A 20,555-nucleotide genomic window follows, 5' to 3' on the forward strand; every position below is an offset into this window, starting at 1 on the left:
GGACTCAGTAGCGCAGCAGCGCCGAGCCCCAGGTAAATCCACCACCGAACGCTTCCAGCAGCAGCAATTGGCCGCGCTGCACGCGGCCCGAGCGGACCGCTTCGTCCAGCGCGAGCGGCACCGAGGCCGACGAGGTGTTGCCGTGGCGATCCACGGTGACCACCACCTGCTCCATCGGCAGGTCCAGCCGCTTGGCGGTGGCCTCGATGATGCGCAGGTTGGCCTGATGCGGGATCAGCCAGTCCAGGTCGTGCTTGTCGTAGCCGTTGGCGGCCAGGGTCTCATCGACCACCGAATCCAGCGCCTTGACCGCGTACTTGAACACGTCGTTGCCCTTCATCAGCAACGCACCGCCGCCGTTCTTGCCTTCGCCGAAGCCGACCGACACGCCCACCGGGTCCCACAGCAGCTCCTTCTTGCTGCCGTCGGCATGCAGGTGGGTGCTGAGGATGCCGGTTTCTTCGTCGGCCTTGAGGATCACCGCACCGGCACCGTCGCCGAACAGCACGCAGGTGGTGCGGTCGGTCCAGTCGACGATGCGGGTCAGGGTCTCGGCGCCGACCACCAGCACGGTCTTGGCGTCGCCGCTGCGCACGAACTTATCGGCCACGCTGAGCGCGTAGACAAAGCCCGAGCAGGCCGCGTTGACGTCCATCGCCCCGCAGCCGACGTTGCCCAGCCGCGCCTGCAGCAGGCAGGCCGTGGACGGGAAGATCAGGTCGGGGGTGGTGGTGCCGATGACGATCAGGTCGATCTCGTCGGCGGTGACGCCGGCCGCTTCCATCGCCTTCAGCGAGGCGAAATACGCCAGATCGCTGGTGGTCTGGTCGTCGGCGACGATGTGACGCTCACGGATACCAGTGCGCGAGAAGATCCATTCATCGCTGGTGTCGACGATCTTGGACATGTCGTCGTTGGTCAACACCTTTTCGGGCAAATAGCTACCCGTGCCCGCGATTCTGGAATAGATCCGCTTGCTCATACTGTTTCCTGGTGCAAGAGCCGCGGTGACCGGCGGCTCCGGAAGAAGCGAGAGTCACCCGGCCGCGCAGAGGCGCCGGGTGCCACGAATCAATCTTCTTGAATGGCCGACGACTTGGTCGCGATCACCTTCTTGCCGCGGTAGTAACCGTCAGCGGTGATGTGGTGGCGCAGATGGATCTCGCCGCTGGTCGGGTCGGTCGACAGCTGCTTGGCGGTCAGGGCGTCGTGCGAACGACGCTGGCCGCGACGGGACGGGGTGACACGGGATTTCTGCACAGCCATGGGATTGCTCCAACTTTAGTTCGATAACTTGTCTGTTGAGTCGAACAGCACGCTCTACGCCCGCGTCGACCTGTCTTTCCGCCCTTAACAGCGGCGGTTACTGTTTCTTCAACGCTGCCAGCGCCGCGAACGGACTGGCCTTGTCCTGCTCTTCCTGGGTCGGGACCCATTCGGCATCGATCGCTTCGCTACCCGGCGCCATCGGCACCACTGGCACCGACAGCACCAGTTCGTCCTCCACCAGGTCCGCCGCCCGCAACATGCCGTCGTCGGGCACCAGCAAGGCTTCGTAGTCCGGCGGCAACGCGGCTTCTTCGTCCTCGTCGCGGATCAGGCCAAGACGCTGCCTGATCTGCACCGGGTACAGAAAACGCTGCAAGGTGCGCTGGCAGGCCAGCGGCAGCTCGACATCGATGCTGAGTTCGACATAGGCGACCTTGAGCAGAGCGTCCTGATCGAACTGGAGCGAATAGACACACTCGCCTTCGGTATCGACCAGACTCCCCTGCAGACGGGTCATCGCAGAGAGCGGGATGCGGCCATCGAAGCGCCTGCGCGCTGCGACCATCCGCCAAGCATCCAGCATTTCGGGTACGTTCGCGGACATAAGCCGCAGAATGTTAAAGACCCGCCGTGGCCATGTCAAATGCACCCATTCAGTGTGCTGCACCGGGTGCAGACTGGCAGACTGCCCTGCCCGTTTCCAGCAGCGTCCATGATGCCACGCCTGATCCTAGCCTCCACTTCCGTGTACCGGCGCGAGCTGCTTGGCCGCCTGCAACTGGACTTCACCACCGCACGCCCGCAGGTCGACGAGCGGGCGCAACCGGGTGAGGCCCCGAGCGCCCTCGCAAGCCGCCTGGCTGCCGAAAAGGCCGCCGCCATCGCGACCCACACGCCCGACGCCTGGGTGATCGGCTCGGATCAGGTGGCCGACCTCGACGGCCAGGCGCTGGGCAAGCCCGGCACCCTGGACCAGGCACGCGCGCAGTTGAGCGCCATGTCCGGGCGCACGATGCGCTTCCACACCGCGGTCAGCCTGATCGGCCCGGAGGGCGCCTTTCACGCCGTGGACCTGACCGAAGTCCAGCTTCGCCCGCTGACACCCGACGCGATCGCGCGCTACCTGGCCGCCGAACCCGCACTGGAGTGTGCCGGCAGCTTCAAATGCGAGGGCCTTGGCATCAGCCTGTTCGATGCGATTCGCTCTGAGGACCCGACGGCCCTGGTCGGGCTGCCGCTGATCGCGCTGGCGCGGTTACTGCGTCAGGCGGGGTTTCAACTGCCCTGAGCTATCGCCTGGCCTCATCGATCGAGCCTGCAGAACTGGTAGGGATACTCCCCCTGCCCGATTTGCGAGGAAAGCCTGCGACAACTCGCCGGATCCAGCTTCACCCCATAGGCAAGCAGCTGTTGCCGCGCCTGCTCCAGTAGACGGCGATCGGCAGCCACCAATTCCCTCGCCTTGTACTCGGGAACGCGCAGCTGACACAGTCCGGGCCGGGATGCATCGAGTTCGGCACGCAATCCATGCGCCGTCAGCCAGCGCAATTGGGCGCATTCCGGTCCAGCACTCCATCCCAGACGCCGCGCCCACCGATTCATCCGATCCACGCGGGGGCTCTGCTTGTCCTGGGTAGCATCCCATAACGCATACAGCTGGGGCCGCTCTGCCACCAGTGCGCGCACGCGGGCGCGATAGGCATCCGACTCGGCAAGGTTGCTGGCCACACCGACATAGCGTGCCGCTGGCGCAAGCAGCGCAATCCGCCATGCCTGTGGCTGGTTTCCGACCAGTAACACGGTACTGGACGCCGGTGCATCGATCGGTGGTGGCTGCACCTGGATGCTGTGCCGTGCCCACGATTCATGGCCCCAGTCGTTCCAGCCCCCGAGCGCAATCACCGCACTCAAGAGCACCAGGCAGGCGGCCACAGTGCGGGCCCGGGCGGCAGCGAACAGCCGCTGACAGCAAAGCCAGAGCGCCAACGGCGCCAGTAGTTCCAACGCCGCCAGGTAACGATGGATCGAAAACATGCTCTGCCAGAGCAGATAACCCACGCCGACAAACACCAGCAGCGTCATCGCCTGTGCATTCCAGCCGGGAACGGGCAACGACCTGCGCCATAGCGCACGCCCCACGATTCCCAGCACGGCCAGATAAAGCAGTGCCCAGATGCATTGAAACAGCGCAATTTCACTCACTCGCCAGGGATTGAAGGTCAGTACCAGCGGCCACGCCAACCACTCGCCAACATTGCGCGGCAGCCAACGGGTGTCACCTAGCGAGACAGGTTGCGCGAGTGGCGCGCGAAACAGGCCATTGAACTGCGGAAACAAGGGGTTGCCGAACTGCTCCCAGACCCGCAGATACCAGGGGGCAGCGATCACGGCAAAGACCAGCAATGCCGTTAGCGCCATGCTCACCACACCCAGCGCCCGTGCGCGCGGCCGCCCACCGGCGCAGAGCGCCGCACAAGCCAATGCCACTGCATAAGGCGCGTTGGTCAACTTGCACGCCACGGCGAGACCAAGCAAAAACCCGGCGAGCAGCCAATGACCCGCAGCAAGCGCACTACCGGCCTGTTGTCGGCGCTGCGCGCGCATCACCAATGCCAGCGCCGCGAGCAATGGCAGCGCCGTGCTTGCATCGCCCATGGTGTTGGCAAATTCGGAAAGGAATGCCGCGCTGCACAGGCCAGCCAGCGCCAGCAGCGGGGCGAGGCGAGCGCGCTGGGAGTCTGCCTCCAGCACATACCAGGCGATTGCCGCCACCGGCACGAACACCATTGCATGCAGCACGCCCATCAGCGCGCCGGCCGTTGGCCCGGGCCAGCGTGTCAGCAGCGCGTACTGGACGATATCCAGCGCCGGATTGAAATAGCTCTGCAACTGTGCCGGAGCCAGATCCTGGGTCAGGCGACCGTGCCACCACGCATAGCCGTTATAGACGTGGTAATTGCGCAGGTCCCAGTTGGCATCCTGCCCAAGACACAACGCCACCAGACCACCTAGCAGCGCAACGGCGGTCACCGCCGCGACCATGTTGGCTGGACGCCGGAACGCGAAGCGGTGATCGGCCCAATGCAACAAGCGGGCGATCCTGCGCCCCCGTCCGCAGGCGGCAGTGCCGGCGTAGACGCGCGCGAGCAGCGCACTCATCGATGCGCCCCCGGCCCCAGCAAGGGCTCGGCAAGATAGGCCAGATGCTTGGCCTCGATGCGTCCACGGGTGACGGTATCCAGGATCAATCCGCAGGCCAGCAACAAGAACCCCAACAGCATCAGCGCCACGCACAGGATGGCGGTGGGAAAGCGCGGAACCAGGCCGGTCTGGGCGTAGGTTTCAAACAACGGGATCGCCAATCCCACCGAAGCCAGGGCACAGGCAATAAAACCCACCGAGAAAAACAACAGCGGCCGCTCGGCCTTGAACAACTTGGCGATCGTGGTGAGGATGCGCCAGCCATCGCGCCAGGTATTCAACTTGCTTTGCGAGCCTTCCGGGCGCACGCCGTAGGCGGTTTCGACCTCGGCCACCGGCATGCGCAACTGCAATGCGTGCACGGCCAGTTCGGTTTCGGTCTCGAAACCATGGGCATGGGCCGCGAAGGATTTGACATAGCGCCGCGAGAACACCCGGTACCCGGACAGCATGTCATCGAAGCTGCGCCCGAACAGCAGCCCGGCGCACCGCGTCAGCAGCACGTTCCCCAGCCGATGGCCCGGGCGATAGGCGGCCTGCTGCTGATCGCGCCGCGCGCCGACCACCATGTCCAGGCGTTCGTCGATGAGCTTGCGCACCAGCGCGGGCGCAGCACCGGCGTCGTAGGTGGCGTCGCCGTCGACCAGCACGTAGATGTCGGCTTCGACGTCGGCAAATCCACGCCGCACCACGTTGCCCTTGCCTTGCAGTGCGACGCGACATACCTGTGCACCTGCTGCCGCGGCGACTGCTGCGGTGGCATCGCTGGAATTGTTGTCCAGCACGTAGATCACCGCGCCCGGCAGGGCGGCAGCAAACGCGCCGACCACCTCGGCCACTGTTGCCGCTTCGTCATGGCAAGGCACCAGCACGGCGATTCGAATCCCGGACAGCGGTGCGGGATGGGTAACAGGCAAGGATTGCGTCATTGGGCGATCTAGGGAACGGTGACGGGCTGCTCCCACCAGTCCTCGACGCTGCCGTCGCGGCCGTGCAGGCGCAGTCCCAACCAGTGCGTGCCTGGCGGCAGCGCGTGCGTGTCGAGCGTGGCGGAGAAGCCGACGTTCGGGTGCTGCGGGTCGGTAGAAATCTTCCAGTACGGGCGCACGTCCAGCGCGCTGCCGTAAGCGACCTGCGCAACCGGGCGACCGTTAAGCAGCAGCTCCACGGCCGCCAGGCCGACGCCGTCCTTGAATGCCCAACCGCGCACCTGAACCTGGCCGGACACCGCCGCGTCCGGCAGCGGCGTGTCGATCCAGGCCATCGCCGGGGTGATGCACACCCCGGGCGCGCGCTGCGCCGGCAATGCAAGCAGCAGGAAGCGCTGATAGCCGTGATCGGTGGAGACGACGGTGGGCGATGGCAATGGCCCGACCATCTTGCAGATGTCGTGGTAGCGCACGAGCAGATCGCGGTAACGCTGATCGCTGGGCGACAGCACCAGCAATCGCGGCCCATCCCGCGTGCCATCGCTGAGCAACCCCCACTGCAGCAACTGCGCACTGCGCCCGTGCTTGTCGTTCAAGTCGGCGCGCAGCACCTCGATATTGGCGTCGTGCAACTGGAAACCGAGCTCGGCGCCGACCTTGAAGTTTTCTGCCAGCACGCGCGTGCCCGGCGGCATCTGCGCCAGCTGACGTTTGACCGCGCGCGCCAGATCGTTCCAGCCGGCAAAGTTGCGCGGGTAGTATTTTTCGCCAGCCGCGTGCGCGCGGATCGACGGCACCGAGACGGCCAGGTAATAGCCATACGCACCAAGCGTGCCGAGCAGCGCGATCAGCCACGCCGCACGGCGCAGCGGGTGCGGCCAGCGCATCAGGATCACCGGCACCGCCACCAGCAGCGCCAGATACCCCGGTAGTGGCCAATGGAAGCTGATCCGCTCGGCATCGCTGAAGAACCCGAGCACGAAGATCGCCACGGTCGAAATGCCGCCTAGCAAACCGAAGTAACGCCACTGCGCACGCGAACCGCCACCGGTCCGCGTGCCAGCCAGGCCCACCTTGACCATTGCCCAGGCCAGCAACGGCGTCACCAGTGCCGCCTGGATCAGCAGAAACCACAGCCCGGTGATCTGAAAGCGCCACGGGTGCCGGTCGACCAACTGGAAGCGCAGGCCGGCCTCGTCATGGTCGGTGTTCCAGAACAGCAGCGGCAGCCAGCTCATCGCGCCCACCGTCAGCGCCATCCAGATGCGCGGGTCGCGCATCACCGCCCGTCCCTGCGGAATGCACAGCAGCGCGATGCAGCCCACCCCGATCACGCCGGCAAAGCGGTAGTGGCTGAGCGCGCCGATCACCAGACCGATGGCGAGCTCCAGCGCACTGGTGGCATCAACCTCGCGCAGCAAGCGCGCGCCAGCGTCCATGCACAGCACCGCTGCCAAGGCCATCGGCACATCCGGCACCGCCAGGATGCCCAGCGTGGCCGACAGCGGCATCAGCAGGGTCAGGCTGCCGGCCTGCCAGCCCAGGGTGGAGCCGAACCAGCGCGTGGCGATGTGCGCGATCAACCAGGGAATCAGCGCGGCGATGGCCAGAAACGGTAACCGCAAGGCCAGCAGATGATGCCCGCCCAGCTCCACGCCCAGCCGCGCCAGCCAGGCGGTCAGGCCCGGCAGATCCGAGTAGGCCGCGGCCAGATGCTGACCTTCCTGCCAGTAAAACGCCTCGTCCACGAATAGCGGCAAGCGTGCGGCGATCAATAGCTTGACGGCCGTCGCCAGTGTCCACAGGATCACGAAGGTGCGATGTGCGCGTTGGTCCCCCTGCATTGCCCTGTGCACTCTTCTTTTCACCTACGGAATTGTGATGTCGACACCGCTGCGTTCCACGGAAATGCTAACCGATGCGCTGCGTCAATCGCTGCGGCGCGCGCAAGACCAGGTCAATTCGCTGCTGCTGGGCAAGGCGCAGGAAGTGCGGCTGGCGTTCGTGGCGCTGCTGTCCGGCGGCCATCTGCTGATCGAGGATCTGCCCGGCCTGGGCAAGACCACCCTGGCCCACGCGATGGCGTCCAGCCTGGGGCTGGGCTTCCAGCGCGTGCAGTTCACCTCCGACCTGCTGCCGGCGGATGTGCTGGGCGTGTCGGTCTACGACGCGGCCTCGCGCCAGTTCCAGTTCCATCCCGGCCCGGTGTTCACCAACGTGCTGCTGGCCGATGAGATCAATCGCGCCCCGCCGCGCACGCAAAGCTCGCTGCTCGAAGCCATGGCCGAGCAGCAGGTGACACTGGACGGCGTGACGCATGCGTTGCCGGAGCCGTTCTTCGTGATCGCCACGCAGAACCCGGTCGATCTGTCCGGCACGTTCCCGCTACCCGATTCGCAACTGGACCGCTTCCTGCTGCGGCTGAGTCTGGGCTACCCCAGCGCCGATGCCGAGCGCGCGCTGCTGTCGGGCACCGACCGACGCGAGCTGATCGCCCAGGCCGCCCCGCAACTCAGCGACGCCGACGTGGTGGCGCTGCGCGCAGTGGTCGGCCAGGTCCACACCAGCGATGCCTTGATCGGTTATGTGCAGGCCTTGCTGCTGCGCAGCCGTCAGCACGCCGGGGTGCGCGTGGGGCTGTCGCCACGCGCCGGCATCGCGCTGTTGCGTGCCGCCAAGGCCTACGCGCTGCTGCTGGGGCGCGAACATGTGCTACCGGAAGACGTGCAGGCGCTGTTTGTCGCCGTGGCCGGGCACCGGCTGGTGCCGGAGGCCGAATCCTCGTCCGGGCCGGCACTGGCCAAGGCGCTGCTGCACAGTGTGCCGGTGGACTGACCCAGGTGCGTGCGCCACTGCGCGGCATCGGCCGCCGGCTCAGCCTGCTGGCGCGTCCGCGGGGAGCCGAAGCCTTGCCGATCGTGCTGGACCGGCGGCGCATCTATGTGCTGCCCACCCGCTTCGGACTGTTCGTCACCGCACTGTTGCTGGCGATGCTGCTGGGCGCGCTGAACTACAACAACAACCCCGCGCTGCTGCTGGCGCTGCTGTTGGCCACCGCCGGGGTCGCCAGCAGCATCATGGCGCACCTGCAGTTGTCGGCGCTGCGGATCGAGGCGGTGTCGGCCGAGCCGGTGGTGGCCGGCGAGCCGCTGCGCATGCGGGTGTCGCTGGCACGCCGCGACACCCGCGCGCGCCGCGGCGTGCGCCTGGATCATCTGGACAGCAGCGGCTTCTGTTCGCTGGTCGACCACGACATGGCCGAGGTCGACTTGCTGGTGCCCACCGCACGCCGCGGCTGGCAGGACATCGAACGCATCCGCCTGTCCAGTACCCAACCGCTGGGGCTGGTACGGGCATGGTCGTGGGCGTGGCCGGAAACGCCGCTGCTGGCCTACCCCAGACCCGAAGAACAGGGGCCGTCATTGCCCGAGGGCGCCGGGTCGCCCAACCAGACCCGGCTGCACGCGCAAGGCGAGGAACTGCATCAGCTGCGCCCGTACCGCACAGGCGATGCGCCACGCACGATTTCCTGGAAGCACTCGGCGCGGCGCGACACCTTGCTGGTGCGCGAGTACGAGCAACCGCTCGGTATCGAAGTGACGCTGGACTGGCGCAGCCTCCACGCGCTGCCCTACGAGCGCCGCATCGCGCGGCTGGCGCGCTGGGTCAACCTGGCCGAGCGCGACGGGCGACGCTACCGGCTGCTGCTGCCGGGCCAACCCCCGCTGGGCCCTGCACAGGGGCCTTCGCACCATCACCTCTGCCTACGCGCGCTGGCGCTGCTGCCCCATGACTGAGCCGGCCCTTCCCATTTCCCAGGCCAGCCGTGGCTGGGTGCTGGCCACCAGCTGGCTGGCGCTCACGCCGTTGCTGCTGCAGCTGCCCGGGTTGCTGGCCTCCACCATCGCCATCGCCGCAATGCTGGTGGGCGTGATGAGCTGGCGCGGCACCCTGATGGCACCGGTGCGCGTCCTGCTGGTGATCGCGATGCTGGCGGCGGTGTATTGGCAAATTGGCATGCGTTTCGGGCGCGACACCGGCTGCGCGGTGCTGGCGGCGATGCTGGCGATCAAGGCCTCCGAACTGCGCACCCTGCGCGATGCGCGCAGCCTGCTGGGCTTTGCATTGTTTGCGCCGTTTGCGGCCTTCCTGCTCGACCAGGGCCCGACGACGATGGGCCTGGCGCTGCTGGCGGTGGTCAGCGCCCTGCTCAGCATGCAGCGGCTGGCCGACGAAGAGCACCGCACCGGCACGCCCGGCCTGCGCCTGCAGCTGCGCAGCATCGGCAAACTGGTCGCCATCGGCGTGCCGCTGGCGCTGGTCACCTTCTGGCTGCTGCCGCGCCTGAGTTCGCCGTTGTGGGGCGTGCCCGAGCGCGCACTGTCGCGGCCCGGCCTGTCGGACAACATGTCCCCGGGCGAATGGATCGACCTGATGGCCGACGACAGCCCGGCCTTGCGCGTGCAGTTCACCGGCAAGGCACCACCGCCGCAGCAACGCTACTGGCGCGGACCAGTGATGTGGGACTTCGACGGCCGTACCTGGCAGCGCGCGCGCTGGACCGGCCGCGGCCAGCCCGCCTCGGTCACCGCAGGCCCGCAAACCTATCGTTACCGACTGGACTACGAGCCCACCGATCGTCGCCAGCTGGTGTCGCTGGACCTGCCGACCCAGGGCGTTGCCAACGCCGAGCTCTCACCCGATTACGAACTGTTCGCGCAGCGCCCGTTGAGCGCGTTAACACGCTGGGAGCTGCAATCGGCACCGCCCACCCGTTTCGATACCGACCTGCCCGACCAGCTACGCAAGCGCGCGCTCGCGCTGCCTCCAGGCTTCAATCCGCGCACGCTCACCCTGGCCCGGCAATGGCGCGCGGAGGCCGGCAGCAACGACGATGCGGTGGTGCAGCGCGCGCTGGGCTGGATCACCCGCGAATTCGCCTACACGCTGGATACGCCGCTGCTCGGCCGCAACAGCGTGGACGAATTCCTGTTCCAGCAAAAGGCCGGTTTCTGCGAACACTTCAGTTCTTCATTCGTGGTGCTGATGCGTGCGGCCGGCATCCCGGCGCGCGTGGTCACCGGCTATGCCGGCGGCACCTACAACGGGCTGGGCAACTACTGGGTGGTGCGGCGCATGGATGCCCATGCCTGGACCGAGGTGTGGCTGGCCGGCCGCGGCTGGGTGCGCGTGGACCCGACTGCGGCGGTGGCGCCGGAACGCATCTACGACACGCTGGAAGATCGCCTGCAGACCGATGGCGGCGCCGGCCTGGCCCAGCTCGGCACCTGGGCCGGCCTGAGCCAGGTCGGCGACTGGCTGCGCCGCGGCTGGAACGACCTGGTGCTGTCATTCAATGCCGACCGCCAGCAGCGCCTGCTGCAGCCGTTCGGCATCGACCGCCTAGAGCCCACGCAACTGGCCGCCATCTTCGGCGTGTTTGCCGTCAGTGCCCTGGCCTGGATGGGCTGGCTGCTGGCTCGCGGCGAGCGCGAACGCGACCCGCTACTGCGCGCCTGGCATCGGCTGAGTCGCCGCTACGGCAAGCTGGGCCTGGCCCGCGAACCCCACGAACCGGCCATTGACTGGGCGCAACGCGTCGCCCGTTCGCACCCGGACACGGCACTGTTGGCGCTCAGCCAACGTTTCGCTGCCGCGCGATACGCTGGCGCTGATTCCGACAGCGCCACTCTCCTGAAAGACCTGCTGCAGCATCGCCCGCGAACCGGAGCTTCCTCATGAGTACCCGTTTTCTGTTCCCCATTGTCGCTGTGCTCGGGCTCGCAGCCTGCGCGACCGCGCCCAAGCCGCTGCAGGGCCAGTTCCCCACGGTCAGCCCTAGCGATTCCACGGCCAGCGCGCAGCTGGGCACCTCGGTGCGCTGGGGCGGCAAGATCATTCAGACCAAACCCGCCCAGGGCCAGACCTGCTTCGAGCTGATCTCGCGTCCGCTCAACGCCAGTGGCCGTCCGGACCGCAATGCGGTGGATGCCAGCGATGGCCGCTTCCTGGCATGCCGCTCGGGCTTCTATGACCCGGCCGTGTTCGAGCCGGGCCGCGAGGTCACCTTCATCGGCAAGATCGAAGGCTATGAAACCACCAAGATCGGCGAGTACGACTACAAGCTGCCCAAGGTGGCTGCCGATGTGGTGTATCTGTGGCCGGAAGTGCGCGACGTCGACGTGATTCCGGCCTACCCGTACGGCCCATGGGGCGACCCGTGGGGTCCGCGTTGGGGAGGCGGCTGGGGTTGGGGCCGCGGTTGGTGGTAATCCACCGCTGAGTCAGCCGCGATGCAAAACGCCGCTCTTGAAGGAGCGGCGTTTTTGTTGGTGCGGATCAAGCCGCCTGCGGCGCGTTTCGGCAGGATCGTTATTTCGCCATTTCGCCGGCCCCGGCGCTACGCGGGCGCAACAAGGCCGGAATCGCGGCTGCGCGGCTACACGGCTGCCATGAGCGCCTATTGGTGTGCATCGGCTCGTGACCGCAGTAGCGACGACCGGCCATGCTCAAGCCCGGCCTGCCGTTGTCGCTCGACCATCTGTTCGGCCACATCGGTGGCGACGTCCCGTCAGGGGGTGCCGAAGCGGCCCAGCGGTGCACCGGCCAGCAGGTGCAGATGGATATGGAAGACCGTCTGGCCGGCATGCTCGCGGCAGTTCATCACGATGCGGTAGCCGTCCTGCGCCAGTCCCTGCGCGCGCGCGTAGGCCGCCGCCGCAATGGCCAGCTTGCCGACCAGCAGCGCCTGCTCCGGCGGCACATCGTCCAGGGTGGGAATGGCGTGCTGCTTGGGAATGAACAGCACATGCACCGGCGCCTGCGGTGCGATGTCCTCAAAGCCCAGCACCTCGTCGTCTTCATAAACGATGGTGGCCGGAATTTCGCGACGAATGATTTTGCCGAAGATGGTGTCGGTCATAGACGGGATTGGGGATTCGGGATTCGGGATTGGCCAAAGCTTACCGCGCGCGCCGACCGGCTTTTGCGAATCCCCAATCCCGACTCCCCAATCCCCGCCCTCAAAGCACCTCACTGCGGGTGCCGAAGGCGTGCGACAGGGTGCCGCGGTCGACGTATTCCAGCTCGCCGCCCAGCGGCATGCCCTGGGCGAGCCGACTTGGCCGTACCGCATGCTGGCGCGCCAGCTGCGCCAGGTAATGGGCGGTCGCCTCGCCTTCCACGGTGGCATTGGTGGCGATGATCATTTCGGTCACTTCACCGCCGGCCAGGCGCTCGCCGAGGCGGTCCAGCCCCAGCTCGCGCGGGCCGATGCCATCCAGCGGCGACAGGCGCCCCTGCAGGATGAAATACAGGCCGCGGTAGCCGGTGGCATGCTCGATCGCCAGGCGATCGGCCGGCGACTCGACCACGCACAGCTGCTGTCGGTCACGGCTGCTGCTGGCGCAGATGGTGCAGACTTCCGATTCGGTGAAATCGCGGCATTGCACGCAATGCCCGACCTTTTCCACCGCATTTCCCAGCGCCGCGGCCAGGCGCCGCCCGCCCTCGCGCTCGCGCTCGAGCACGTGGTAGGCCATGCGCTGCGCCGATTTCTGGCCCACACCGGGCAATACCCGGAAGGCCTCGATCAGTTGTTCGAGCAGAGTGGACATTGGGCGGCCGGGATTCGGGAGTTGAGATTCGGGATTGGCAAACGCAGAAGCGAGCCTCGCTTCTAGCGAATCCCCAATCCCGACTCCCGAATCCCCTCGATCAGAACGGCAACTTCATGCCGGGCGGCAGCTGCATGCCGGCGGTGGCCGAGCCCATGCGGTCCTTGGATTCGGCGTCGATCTTGTTGGAGGCGTCGTTGAACGCAGCGGCGATCAGGTCTTCGGCCATTTCCTGGTCGGACAGGATGCTCGGGTCGATGCGCACCTTGCGGCACTCCTTGGCGCCGGTCAGCGTCACGCTGACCATGCCGCCGCCGGCGGTGCCGGTGACTTCCAGCTTGGCCAGTTCTTCCTGGGCGCGCTGCAGGTTTTCCTGCATCTTCTGCGCCTGCTGCATCAATTGGGCAATGTTTCCACGCATGGGGCGTTACTCGTCGTAAGGGCGGATGGAATCGGGGACGACCCGCGCGCCCTGCTGCTGAATCAGCTGCTGCACATTGGGGTCGTTGATGAAGGCGATTTCGGCTGCGCTCTGGCGCTCGCCTTTCTGGCGGTTGGCCCGCTCGTGCAAGGTCTCGACATCGGCGTTGCCGGTTTCGATCACGATGCGCGGGGTGTCGCCCAGCACCGGCGCCAATGCCTGAGCCAGGTTGGCGATGGAGCGCTCTGAGTTGAGGTATTCGAAGCCCGGCGCCAGCGCCAGCCGCAGCACGCCATCGCGATGCCCGATAAACGCAGCGTTGGCGGCAAGCTGTCGCGACGGGCCATTCAAGCCGCTGCGCGTGACTAGCTCCAGCCACTGTTCGGCATCGGCGATGCGGCCATCGTCGATCGGCGCCGCCGCATCGGTGGAAGGCGCCGGGGATGCTGCTGCAACGTGCGACGGCGGTGTCGCCGCCATCGTTTCGGTTGCCGCTGCCGGGTCTGCAGCGTCCAAGGGAGGCGCCATGGCCGCTTCTGGCGTGGCCATGACCGAGGGCGACGCGATCGACGGGGCAGTGGCCGCCCCGGATGCGGCAGCCGAGATCTCCCTCACTGCGGCAGGCGTCCTCACTGGTGCGTCGTCCACCGCCCAGGGTGGGGTGTCGTCAGTGCGCGCAGGCGCAGCGTCCATGGAAACCGCCGAAGCAGCCAGCGAAACCACCGGCGCTGCCGCGACCGCTGCTGGCGCAGCAGCGGCAACTGCCACGTTTGGCGCAGCCACTGCTTCCATCGCCGCTGCCGGCATCGCTGCAGGAGCTGCGGCCGCGGCAGCAGGCGCAGCGGCCTGCACGCCTGCGCCCGCCACGCGTGTGCCACTGCCGGCACCGGCCCCACGGCCGTCGTCGCTGCTACCGGCAGGCACCGCCGCCGCGGGCCGGAAGGCCAGCATGCGCAGCACCGCCATTTCGAACCCGGCGCGCGGGCTTGGCGCCAGATACAGATCACGGCGCCCGTTGAGCGCCATCTGATACCACAGCTGCACCACTTCCGGGCGCAGCTGCGCGGCAAACGGGGTCGGGTCGATCCCATCGCCTACAAAGGCCACCGATGGCACCAGCTGCTGCACCTGCACCCGGTGCAGTGCCTCGGCCAGGGCTTCCAGCACGCCGCTCCAGTCCGGCGAGAATTCAGCCAGCGCGGCCACCACCTGCAGCAGCCGCGCGCCATCGCCATCGGCCAGCGATTGCAGCATCGCCCCAACCTGGGTGCGATCGACCGTCCCCAACATGGTGCGCACCACGTCCTCACGCAGCGCGCCGCCGGCGTAGGCGATGGCCTGGTCCAGCAGCGACAAACCATCGCGCAACGAGCCATCGGCCGCCTTGGACAGCTGCACGATCGCCGACGGATCCGATTCGATCTCTTCGGCCGCCAGGATCCGCGTCATCTGCCCCTGGATCTGATCCTCGTCCAGTCGCTTGAGGTTGAACTGCAGGCAGCGCGACAGCACGGTCACCGGCAGCTTTTGCGGGTCGGTGGTGGCCAGCAGGAACTTCACATGCTCCGGCGGCTCTTCCAGCGTCTTCAGCAACGCATTGAACGCCGCCTTGGAGAGCATGTGCACTTCGTCGATCAGATAGACCTTGAACTTGCCGCGCGAGGGCATGTACTGGGCATTCTCGATCACCTCGCGCACGTCATCCACGCCGGTGTTGGATGCGGCGTCGATTTCCAGCAGGTCGATATAGCGGCCGGCATCGATGTCCAGGCAGGCCGGGCACGTCCCGCACGGGTCGGCGCTGGTGCCTGTCTCGCAGTTCAGCGACTTGGCGAAGATGCGCGCGATGGTGGTCTTGCCCACGCCGCGCGTGCCGGTGAACAGAAACGCGTGGTGCACGCGCCCACTGTCGAGCGCGTTACTGAGCGCGCGGACCACGTGTTCCTGGCCCACGAGTTCGGCAAAACGCTTCGGGCGCCACTTGCGGGCGAGAACGAGATAAGACATCGGGCAACCAGCTTGTTCTGAGCCGATATTGTGCCACGGCCCGTCTCATCGACTGCGCCTGCAAGATTCAGCTTGTGGTATGGGCCGGCGACCGCTAGAATTTGCGGCCCTGTAAGGCCCCGGTCGTGCAGGTACGGAGAGGTGTCCGAGTGGTTGAAGGAGCACGCCTGGAAAGTGTGTAAGCGTCTAAACCGCGCTTCGGGGGTTCGAATCCCCCTCTCTCCGCCAGTTTCATGATGTGCGCGATGACACCGTCGCAGCAGATCCCGGGCCACGCCAGTGGCCCACGTCTTATGGTGGCCCCGTCGGTCCCTCGCGACGCTAGATCGAAAATCCCGCCAGGGCCGGAAGGCAGCAACGGTATCGATTGATGCGGGCGCCGAGGTCAACCGGCGGGGACACCACCCCAACCTCCAGCACGCGCCGGGCCGGCCAGTCGCCGCCACAGCGGTACGCTTGCCTGCATCACGCGGCAACCACGCTCTGCAGTTCCATTGGCGTTCTGTAGGAACATCAGTGCGCTGTTGTTGGCGATGTTGCCGTGCAGGCCGTCGGTGTCGTGCTTCGCACCGCATGCAAACCCCTCGTCCGTCCCTGATGGCGGTCTTGGCGACAGCCGAGCGCCCGCACCGGGAAGCTGCGCGCCAAAGCGCCTACGACGCGGATTGATGCAACGCGCTGCGACGCCCGGCTGAGCGTGAATCGCTCAATGCGCTCGACCAGATAAGCGGCCGGGACACCACCCGAGCTTCAACGCGTACCCGCTCCTGACCAGCTGCAGTTGCACTAATGAGTGCCGCGTTGCGGACCGACGTGGCGTGCGCAGGGCTGGGCACTACACAAGCGCATTGACGCGCGGCAGACGCCCTTGAGCCGCGCGCCATCGTCAGCATGAGACTTGCAGCGCTCGGTACGCCACTACGCTGACTTCACCCCTACGCCTCCGGATGCAGCCAGCCCGCATCCCCTTCCAGATAGTGCTCGTGCTTCCAGATCGGCACGCGCGCCTTGACCTCGTCGATGATGTAACGGCAGGCGTCGAACGCGGCGCCGCGATGCGCCGCACTCACACCGACCCACACTGCCATCTCGCCGATACGCAGCTCGCCCACACGATGCACGCACTGCGCCTGCACGATGGCGAAGCGGCTGACCGCCTCATCGAGCACGCGCTGGCCTTCGGCCTGGGCGAGTGCGGCATAGGCTTCGTAGCGCAAGCCGGCAACGCCGCGGCCTTCATTGTGGTCGCGCACCCAGCCCTCGAAACTGGCGAAGGCGCCGGCGTGCGGATGCTCCATCCATGCACGCAAGTGATCGACTGGCAGCGCAATGTCGGACAGCGCAAACACGGCAGTTGTCTGCTCGCTCACGTTCAACCTCCCGACACTGGCGGAATGAACACCACTTCGCTGCCGTCGCGCACCGCATCCTCCCAGCGCGCAAACGCCCCGTCGACGGCGACGCGCAACTGCGCCGGCGTCCAGCGCAGGCCGTGCCGTGCATCGAGCTCGGCATACAGTCCCCGCAGGTCCTGGGCGCTGGACTGCACGCGCTCGTCGGCCATCCCTGCCGCCTCGCGCAGGCTGGCGAAATACAACACCGTCACCGTGGCGGTCATCGCACCGCTCCGATGTCGCGCTTGCCGCCACGCTTGGAGACCAACCTGGTCGGCCCGATGGTCATGGCGTGCGACAGCGCCTTGCACATGTCATACACCGTCAATGCCGCAACGCTGGCGCCGGTCAGGGCCTCCATCTCCACGCCGGTGCGATGCACGCAACGGACCGTGCACTGGATGTCCAGCACCTGCTCTCCAGCCCAATCGATCTCGAAACGGCAGCCGTCGATCGGCAGCGGATGGCAGAACGGGATCAGCTCATGCGTACGCTTGACCGCCATCGTGCCGGCGATCACTGCCGTCTCGACGATGCCACCTTTGGCACTGCGCAGGCCGCTGGCACGCAACTGGGCTGCGACCGCAACCGGAAAACGCACCCGGCTGACGGCCATGGCGCTGCGTGCGGTGACCGCTTTGTCCGAGACATCCACCATGGTGGGGAGCCCGGCATCATCCAGGTGGGTCAGGCGCGCGGAACGTGATTTGGGAGGCATGGAGAACTACACGGTGACAGGCGGGCAGGATGCGGCATTCTCGGTGAACGAGGCGCCTTGATGGAACAGCAGCTGCTAGCAGTGTGCATCCTTGCGCCAGCGCGCGACGCGCGGCAGCACGCAATCCGGCAGTCACCCGGCGGTCGACCGATGATCCAGCGGCGCAGGATTGCAAGAAAACAACGCTTCAAACACCGTCGACCCGGTCATCGATAGCGAGGTCCGCACTTAGCGCAGCGATCGCTGCACACCGTCCGCTGCGACTGCAGGACGCCCGGACGCAGTGACGCCCAGTCCGTGCCGCGCAATGCGCCAACGCCCGCGCACAGCGCATCAGCAAATCGCGCAGGCACGCGTGCGGCGCGCATAGCGCCAGAAGCATGCCCGCACTCACCCGCCGATCAGAAACATCTCCACCGGTTTACCCCGCCGCGGCGCCGCCACCGCACGCACCTCGCTGTAGCGGTCGCCACGCAGGCTCCAGCGCTGACGCAGGTGTTCCGCCAACCCGTACTCGCCGTCGGACAAGGCTGGCTTCAGATCATGGCCCTGGCTGGCAAACAGACAGGTATACAGATGGCCGTCGGCCGAAACGCGCGCGCGCTGGCAGTCGCCACAGAACGGCACGCTGACCGAACTGACGAACCCCACTTCGCCGGCGCCATCTGCAAATGCGTGGCGCTGCGCGACTTCGCCGGTGTAATTGGCGTCCAGCGGCATCAGCGGCCAGCGTGCATGGATGCGCTCGTGCAGTTGCGCAGAGCTCACCACCGCCTCCGGTGACCAGCCGTTGCAGCTCCCCACGTCCATGAATTCAATGAAGCGCAGCACGTGACCGGTACCGCGGAAGTGCTCCACCAGCGGCAGCACCTGATCCTCGTTGACGCCACGCTGCACCACGCAATTGATCTTCAACCGCGTGAAGCCGGCCTGCTCGGCAGCCGCAATCCCGGCCAGCACCTGGGCGATATCGCCGCGGTCGCCGCTCATGCGTCTGAACAATGCCGGCTCCAACGCATCCATGCTGACCGTGATGCGGCGCAGCCCGGCCTGGCGCAGCGCCACCGCCTGGCGCGCGAGCAGGACGCCATTGGTGGTCAATGCCAGATCCTCGATGCCGTCGATCGCCGTCAGACGCGCGATCAGGGCCGGCAGGTCACGCCGCAGCAGTGGCTCGCCACCGGTCAGGCGGACCTTGGTCACGCCCACCGAAACAAAGGCCCGCACCAGGGTTTCCAGTTGCTCGAAGCTCAGGCGCTGCTGCGCATCGAACCCGTAGTCGTCCGGCACGCGATCGGCCGGCATGCAATAGCCACAGCGGAAGTTGCAGGCCTCGATCACCGACAGGCGCAGGTCGCGCAACGGGCGACCGTAGCGGTCCTGCATGGGCGCACCGGCCAGGGTGGGCAGGGTCAGGGCGCCCATCAGCGCACCGTGGCAGCGGTCGAGTCCGCCAGTGCCAGATGCTGCCCAGGCACGGCAACACGATGGCCCCGCGCGCGCAGCACATCGGCATCGGCGTCGCTGGCGTAGTGGTACAGCAGCATGCGGCTCAACAGGTCCTGCGGGTATTCCCGCTCCAAATCGTCCACGCCAGTATGCGACGGGTTGCCGTGAACACCGCAGTCATGCGCGATGAGCTCGTTGTCGTCGGCATAACGCTTCAGCATTTCCGGGATTGGCCGGGTGTCGCCGGTCCATACCAGCGCGCCCTTCAGACGCAGCCCGTAAGCGGTCTCGGGCCAGTGGTGGCGTACCGGGAACACTTCCAGCCGCACCCCGTCGTGCCAGAAGGCATCGCCGACCGGCACCAATTGGAATGCGTCCCAGAAGTTCGCCCCGCCTTCGGCCAGCACGTTCGGGTAATCGGCAATGCGCCGCTGCAGCAGCGGCACCACCGGCGCGGGCACATACAGGCGCGTGCGCCCGCGCCGCTCGGAGAAATAGCTGTCGACGAACACCCGCTCCAGCCCGCCGACATGATCCAGGTGCACATGGGTGATGAAGATCGCCTGCGGCAGCTGGCCGTAATGGGCGTGATAGGCAGTCAGCCCCTCGCTGCCACAGTCGATGGTCAGCCACGGCGCACCGTCGCGCTCGATGGTGGCCATCGGCGAACCGAGCGCCACCGCCGACGCATTGCCGACCCCTTGCACCCGCAACGCCCAATGCATCAGTAGCCCCGGCCCCAGGCCAGCTCATACGCGCGGTGCAGCCGCTGGTAATCCTTGTCGACCTCTTCGCGGCTACGGTTGCCGCGCAGCTTCAGCAGCGAACGATGCAGCCGCTTGAGGTTACGCTCGCGCCAGCGGGTGGCCGGAATGCGCAGCACACCGCGGTCGAAATCGATCAACCAGCCATGCCCGCCGGCATCGAACAGGATGTTGTGCGCGTTGAGGTCGGCGTGATCCAGCCCGGCGCGATGAAACCGCGCAATCAGTTGGCCGGTGGCCTCCCACGGTGCGCCACGTCCGGCCACCTGCGCGTGGTCGGCCAGCGAGCGCACATCTTCAAGCCGCTCCATCAACAAGGCCGCGCGGTAGCCCAGGCCTTCGCGCAGATAGCAGGCCGCCAGCGGACGCGGCACCGGCAACTTACGCTTGATCAGTTCGCGCATCAGCCGGAACTCGGCAAAGCTGCGCGTGCGTCCGGCACCTTTCCACAGATACCGGTCATGGCTCACCCGCGCCGCCATACCGCCACGCAGGTACTGGCGCAACACGCTGCGGCCGAATGGCGCATCCACAAACCAGGCCCCGCCGCGGCCGCCCTCACCGACCGGCTGCGCCCTGTCGCCCCAGCGTTGCGGCGAAAACAGCCCGGCATCGGCTTGCCGCAGCCGTTCGCGGTCGAACAGAATGGCGCCGTACCCGCGGCCCTCGCGGTACGGCGTCAGCGCTTCGGTGGCGTCGAAAGAAACCATCTATCGAGTCTAACAACACCATGGCTGTAACGCCTGCATCGCTGTGTCTGCTGCGCTTGTCCGCCCTGGGCGATGTC

The 20,555-nt window shown here is 66.9% G+C and carries 21 protein-coding genes, 1 tRNA gene and 1 other RNA gene; 7 read left to right on the forward strand and 16 right to left on the reverse strand.

The window, feature by feature from the left end; translation table 11 throughout:
- Positions 1 to 4: 4 nt before the first annotated feature.
- The 3 genes from OZ10_RS08785 to OZ10_RS08795 all read right to left on the reverse strand — a co-directional run bounded on the left by OZ10_RS08785 (position 5) and on the right by OZ10_RS08795 (position 1,873).
- The gene (locus tag OZ10_RS08785; RefSeq protein WP_005995227.1) at positions 5 to 982 is read right to left on the reverse strand and encodes a beta-ketoacyl-ACP synthase III; all 978 of its coding nucleotides are present in this window, start codon (positions 980 to 982) and stop codon (positions 5 to 7) included.
- A gap of 89 nt (positions 983 to 1,071) precedes the next feature.
- Complete coding sequence (gene rpmF, locus OZ10_RS08790; RefSeq protein ID WP_039404068.1) at positions 1,072 to 1,266, reverse strand: 50S ribosomal protein L32; 195 nt, start codon at positions 1,264 to 1,266, stop codon at positions 1,072 to 1,074.
- Positions 1,267 to 1,363: 97 nt separating this feature from the next.
- Positions 1,364 to 1,873 carry a YceD family protein gene (locus tag OZ10_RS08795; RefSeq protein WP_039564560.1) on the reverse strand — a complete coding sequence of 170 codons (510 nt, stop codon included), beginning with the start codon at positions 1,871 to 1,873 and terminating at the stop codon, positions 1,364 to 1,366.
- Between the two features lie 108 nt (positions 1,874 to 1,981).
- Here OZ10_RS08795 and OZ10_RS08800 point away from each other — a divergent pair, with 108 nt between their 5' ends.
- A complete protein-coding gene (locus tag OZ10_RS08800) occupies positions 1,982 to 2,557 on the forward strand; it encodes a Maf family protein (protein WP_039564561.1) in 576 nt (191 codons plus the stop codon).
- Positions 2,558 to 2,571: 14 nt separating this feature from the next.
- On the opposite strand, the gene OZ10_RS08805 is transcribed toward OZ10_RS08800, so the two are convergent.
- From OZ10_RS08805 to OZ10_RS08815, 3 genes are all read right to left on the reverse strand, one after another.
- Positions 2,572 to 4,158, reverse strand: a complete 1,587-nt coding sequence (locus tag OZ10_RS08805) for a glycosyltransferase 87 family protein (protein ID WP_039564569.1) — start codon at positions 4,156 to 4,158, stop codon at positions 2,572 to 2,574.
- A gap of 266 nt (positions 4,159 to 4,424) precedes the next feature.
- Entirely contained in the window at positions 4,425 to 5,399 is a 975-nt protein-coding gene (locus OZ10_RS08810) for a glycosyltransferase family 2 protein (RefSeq protein ID WP_039404062.1), read from the reverse strand.
- A gap of 8 nt (positions 5,400 to 5,407) precedes the next feature.
- Positions 5,408 to 7,243, reverse strand: coding sequence for a glycosyltransferase family 39 protein (locus tag OZ10_RS08815; protein ID WP_039564562.1), 1,836 nt, complete (start codon positions 7,241 to 7,243; stop codon positions 5,408 to 5,410).
- Between the two features lie 37 nt (positions 7,244 to 7,280).
- Between OZ10_RS08815 and OZ10_RS08820 the strand changes: the two genes are divergently transcribed.
- Genes OZ10_RS08820 through OZ10_RS08835 form a run of 4 tightly spaced genes read left to right on the forward strand, consistent with a single transcriptional unit; the run spans position 7,281 to position 11,671 of the window.
- Positions 7,281 to 8,234 carry an AAA family ATPase gene (locus tag OZ10_RS08820; protein ID WP_039404058.1) on the forward strand — a complete coding sequence of 318 codons (954 nt, stop codon included), beginning with the start codon at positions 7,281 to 7,283 and terminating at the stop codon, positions 8,232 to 8,234.
- Between the two features lie 5 nt (positions 8,235 to 8,239).
- Positions 8,240 to 9,196, forward strand: a complete 957-nt coding sequence (locus OZ10_RS08825; RefSeq protein ID WP_039404056.1) for a DUF58 domain-containing protein — start codon at positions 8,240 to 8,242, stop codon at positions 9,194 to 9,196.
- A complete protein-coding gene (locus tag OZ10_RS08830; protein ID WP_039564563.1) occupies positions 9,189 to 11,141 on the forward strand; it encodes a transglutaminase TgpA family protein in 1,953 nt (650 codons plus the stop codon). Before OZ10_RS08825 ends, OZ10_RS08830 begins: the two co-directional genes overlap by 8 nt.
- Positions 11,138 to 11,671 (forward strand): Slp family lipoprotein, encoded by a 534-nt coding sequence (locus tag OZ10_RS08835; protein WP_039404052.1) that lies wholly within the window; start codon positions 11,138 to 11,140, stop codon positions 11,669 to 11,671. The genes OZ10_RS08830 and OZ10_RS08835 overlap by 4 nt, the downstream gene beginning before the upstream one ends.
- Before the next feature lie 299 nt (positions 11,672 to 11,970).
- Here OZ10_RS08835 and OZ10_RS08840 read toward each other — a convergent pair whose 3' ends face one another.
- The 4 genes from OZ10_RS08840 to dnaX all read right to left on the reverse strand — a co-directional run bounded on the left by OZ10_RS08840 (position 11,971) and on the right by dnaX (position 15,443).
- Complete coding sequence (locus OZ10_RS08840) at positions 11,971 to 12,321, reverse strand: histidine triad nucleotide-binding protein (protein ID WP_039404049.1); 351 nt, start codon at positions 12,319 to 12,321, stop codon at positions 11,971 to 11,973.
- Positions 12,322 to 12,421: 100 nt separating this feature from the next.
- Complete coding sequence (gene recR, locus OZ10_RS08845) at positions 12,422 to 13,015, reverse strand: recombination mediator RecR (protein WP_039564564.1); 594 nt, start codon at positions 13,013 to 13,015, stop codon at positions 12,422 to 12,424.
- A gap of 100 nt (positions 13,016 to 13,115) precedes the next feature.
- Positions 13,116 to 13,436, reverse strand: a complete 321-nt coding sequence (locus OZ10_RS08850; RefSeq protein ID WP_005913896.1) for a YbaB/EbfC family nucleoid-associated protein — start codon at positions 13,434 to 13,436, stop codon at positions 13,116 to 13,118.
- A gap of 6 nt (positions 13,437 to 13,442) precedes the next feature.
- The gene (dnaX, locus tag OZ10_RS08855) at positions 13,443 to 15,443 is read right to left on the reverse strand and encodes a DNA polymerase III subunit gamma/tau (RefSeq protein WP_039564566.1); all 2,001 of its coding nucleotides are present in this window, start codon (positions 15,441 to 15,443) and stop codon (positions 13,443 to 13,445) included.
- Between the two features lie 135 nt (positions 15,444 to 15,578).
- Between dnaX and OZ10_RS08860 the strand changes: the two genes are divergently transcribed.
- A tRNA-Ser gene (locus tag OZ10_RS08860) sits at positions 15,579 to 15,671 on the forward strand.
- 74 nt (positions 15,672 to 15,745) lie between these two features.
- An RNA gene (gene ffs, locus OZ10_RS20600) (signal recognition particle sRNA small type) lies at positions 15,746 to 15,842 on the forward strand.
- Positions 15,843 to 16,378: 536 nt separating this feature from the next.
- On the opposite strand, the gene OZ10_RS08865 is transcribed toward ffs, so the two are convergent.
- From OZ10_RS08865 to OZ10_RS08890, 6 genes are all read right to left on the reverse strand, one after another.
- Positions 16,379 to 16,819, reverse strand: a complete 441-nt coding sequence (locus OZ10_RS08865; protein WP_039404030.1) for a molybdenum cofactor biosynthesis protein MoaE — start codon at positions 16,817 to 16,819, stop codon at positions 16,379 to 16,381.
- On the reverse strand, positions 16,816 to 17,061 hold the full coding sequence (gene moaD / locus OZ10_RS08870; RefSeq protein ID WP_039404028.1) for a molybdopterin converting factor subunit 1: 246 nt from the start codon (positions 17,059 to 17,061) through the stop codon (positions 16,816 to 16,818). The genes OZ10_RS08865 and moaD overlap by 4 nt, the downstream gene beginning before the upstream one ends.
- A complete protein-coding gene (gene moaC / locus OZ10_RS08875; protein WP_039404026.1) occupies positions 17,058 to 17,555 on the reverse strand; it encodes a cyclic pyranopterin monophosphate synthase MoaC in 498 nt (165 codons plus the stop codon). The genes moaD and moaC overlap by 4 nt, the downstream gene beginning before the upstream one ends.
- Before the next feature lie 390 nt (positions 17,556 to 17,945).
- Positions 17,946 to 18,980, reverse strand: coding sequence for a GTP 3',8-cyclase MoaA (moaA, locus tag OZ10_RS08880; RefSeq protein WP_039404024.1), 1,035 nt, complete (start codon positions 18,978 to 18,980; stop codon positions 17,946 to 17,948).
- The gene (locus OZ10_RS08885; RefSeq protein ID WP_039404022.1) at positions 18,980 to 19,729 is read right to left on the reverse strand and encodes an MBL fold metallo-hydrolase; all 750 of its coding nucleotides are present in this window, start codon (positions 19,727 to 19,729) and stop codon (positions 18,980 to 18,982) included. Before OZ10_RS08885 ends, moaA begins: the two co-directional genes overlap by 1 nt.
- Complete coding sequence (locus OZ10_RS08890) at positions 19,729 to 20,478, reverse strand: 3-deoxy-D-manno-octulosonic acid kinase (protein ID WP_039404020.1); 750 nt, start codon at positions 20,476 to 20,478, stop codon at positions 19,729 to 19,731. Before OZ10_RS08890 ends, OZ10_RS08885 begins: the two co-directional genes overlap by 1 nt.
- Positions 20,479 to 20,555: the final 77 nt, after the last annotated feature.

It is taken from the genome of Xanthomonas cannabis pv. cannabis (assembly GCF_000802365.1).
In the GTDB taxonomy this organism is placed as follows: domain Bacteria; phylum Pseudomonadota; class Gammaproteobacteria; order Xanthomonadales; family Xanthomonadaceae; genus Xanthomonas; species Xanthomonas cannabis.

Excerpts from the sequence above, each read along its gene's own strand:
- OZ10_RS08785 (WP_005995227.1), bottom strand. The coding sequence starts at position 982 with ATGAGCAAGCGGATCTATTCCAGAATCGCGGGCACGGGTAGCTATTTG.
- rpmF (WP_039404068.1), bottom strand. The coding sequence starts at position 1,266 with ATGGCTGTGCAGAAATCCCGTGTCACCCCGTCCCGTCGCGGCCAGCGT.
- OZ10_RS08795 (WP_039564560.1), bottom strand. The coding sequence starts at position 1,873 with ATGTCCGCGAACGTACCCGAAATGCTGGATGCTTGGCGGATGGTCGCA.
- OZ10_RS08800 (WP_039564561.1), top strand. The coding sequence starts at position 1,982 with ATGATGCCACGCCTGATCCTAGCCTCCACTTCCGTGTACCGGCGCGAG.
- OZ10_RS08810 (WP_039404062.1), bottom strand. The coding sequence starts at position 5,399 with ATGACGCAATCCTTGCCTGTTACCCATCCCGCACCGCTGTCCGGGATT.
- OZ10_RS08815 (WP_039564562.1), bottom strand. The coding sequence starts at position 7,243 with ATGCAGGGGGACCAACGCGCACATCGCACCTTCGTGATCCTGTGGACA.
- OZ10_RS08820 (WP_039404058.1), top strand. The coding sequence starts at position 7,281 with ATGTCGACACCGCTGCGTTCCACGGAAATGCTAACCGATGCGCTGCGT.
- OZ10_RS08830 (WP_039564563.1), top strand. The coding sequence starts at position 9,189 with ATGACTGAGCCGGCCCTTCCCATTTCCCAGGCCAGCCGTGGCTGGGTG.
- OZ10_RS08835 (WP_039404052.1), top strand. The coding sequence starts at position 11,138 with ATGAGTACCCGTTTTCTGTTCCCCATTGTCGCTGTGCTCGGGCTCGCA.
- OZ10_RS08840 (WP_039404049.1), bottom strand. The coding sequence starts at position 12,321 with ATGACCGACACCATCTTCGGCAAAATCATTCGTCGCGAAATTCCGGCC.
- recR (WP_039564564.1), bottom strand. The coding sequence starts at position 13,015 with ATGTCCACTCTGCTCGAACAACTGATCGAGGCCTTCCGGGTATTGCCC.
- OZ10_RS08850 (WP_005913896.1), bottom strand. The coding sequence starts at position 13,436 with ATGCGTGGAAACATTGCCCAATTGATGCAGCAGGCGCAGAAGATGCAG.
- dnaX (WP_039564566.1), bottom strand. The coding sequence starts at position 15,443 with ATGTCTTATCTCGTTCTCGCCCGCAAGTGGCGCCCGAAGCGTTTTGCC.
- moaD (WP_039404028.1), bottom strand. The coding sequence starts at position 17,061 with ATGACCGCCACGGTGACGGTGTTGTATTTCGCCAGCCTGCGCGAGGCG.
- moaC (WP_039404026.1), bottom strand. The coding sequence starts at position 17,555 with ATGCCTCCCAAATCACGTTCCGCGCGCCTGACCCACCTGGATGATGCC.
- moaA (WP_039404024.1), bottom strand. The coding sequence starts at position 18,980 with ATGGGCGCCCTGACCCTGCCCACCCTGGCCGGTGCGCCCATGCAGGAC.
- OZ10_RS08885 (WP_039404022.1), bottom strand. The coding sequence starts at position 19,729 with ATGCATTGGGCGTTGCGGGTGCAAGGGGTCGGCAATGCGTCGGCGGTG.
- OZ10_RS08890 (WP_039404020.1), bottom strand. The coding sequence starts at position 20,478 with ATGGTTTCTTTCGACGCCACCGAAGCGCTGACGCCGTACCGCGAGGGC.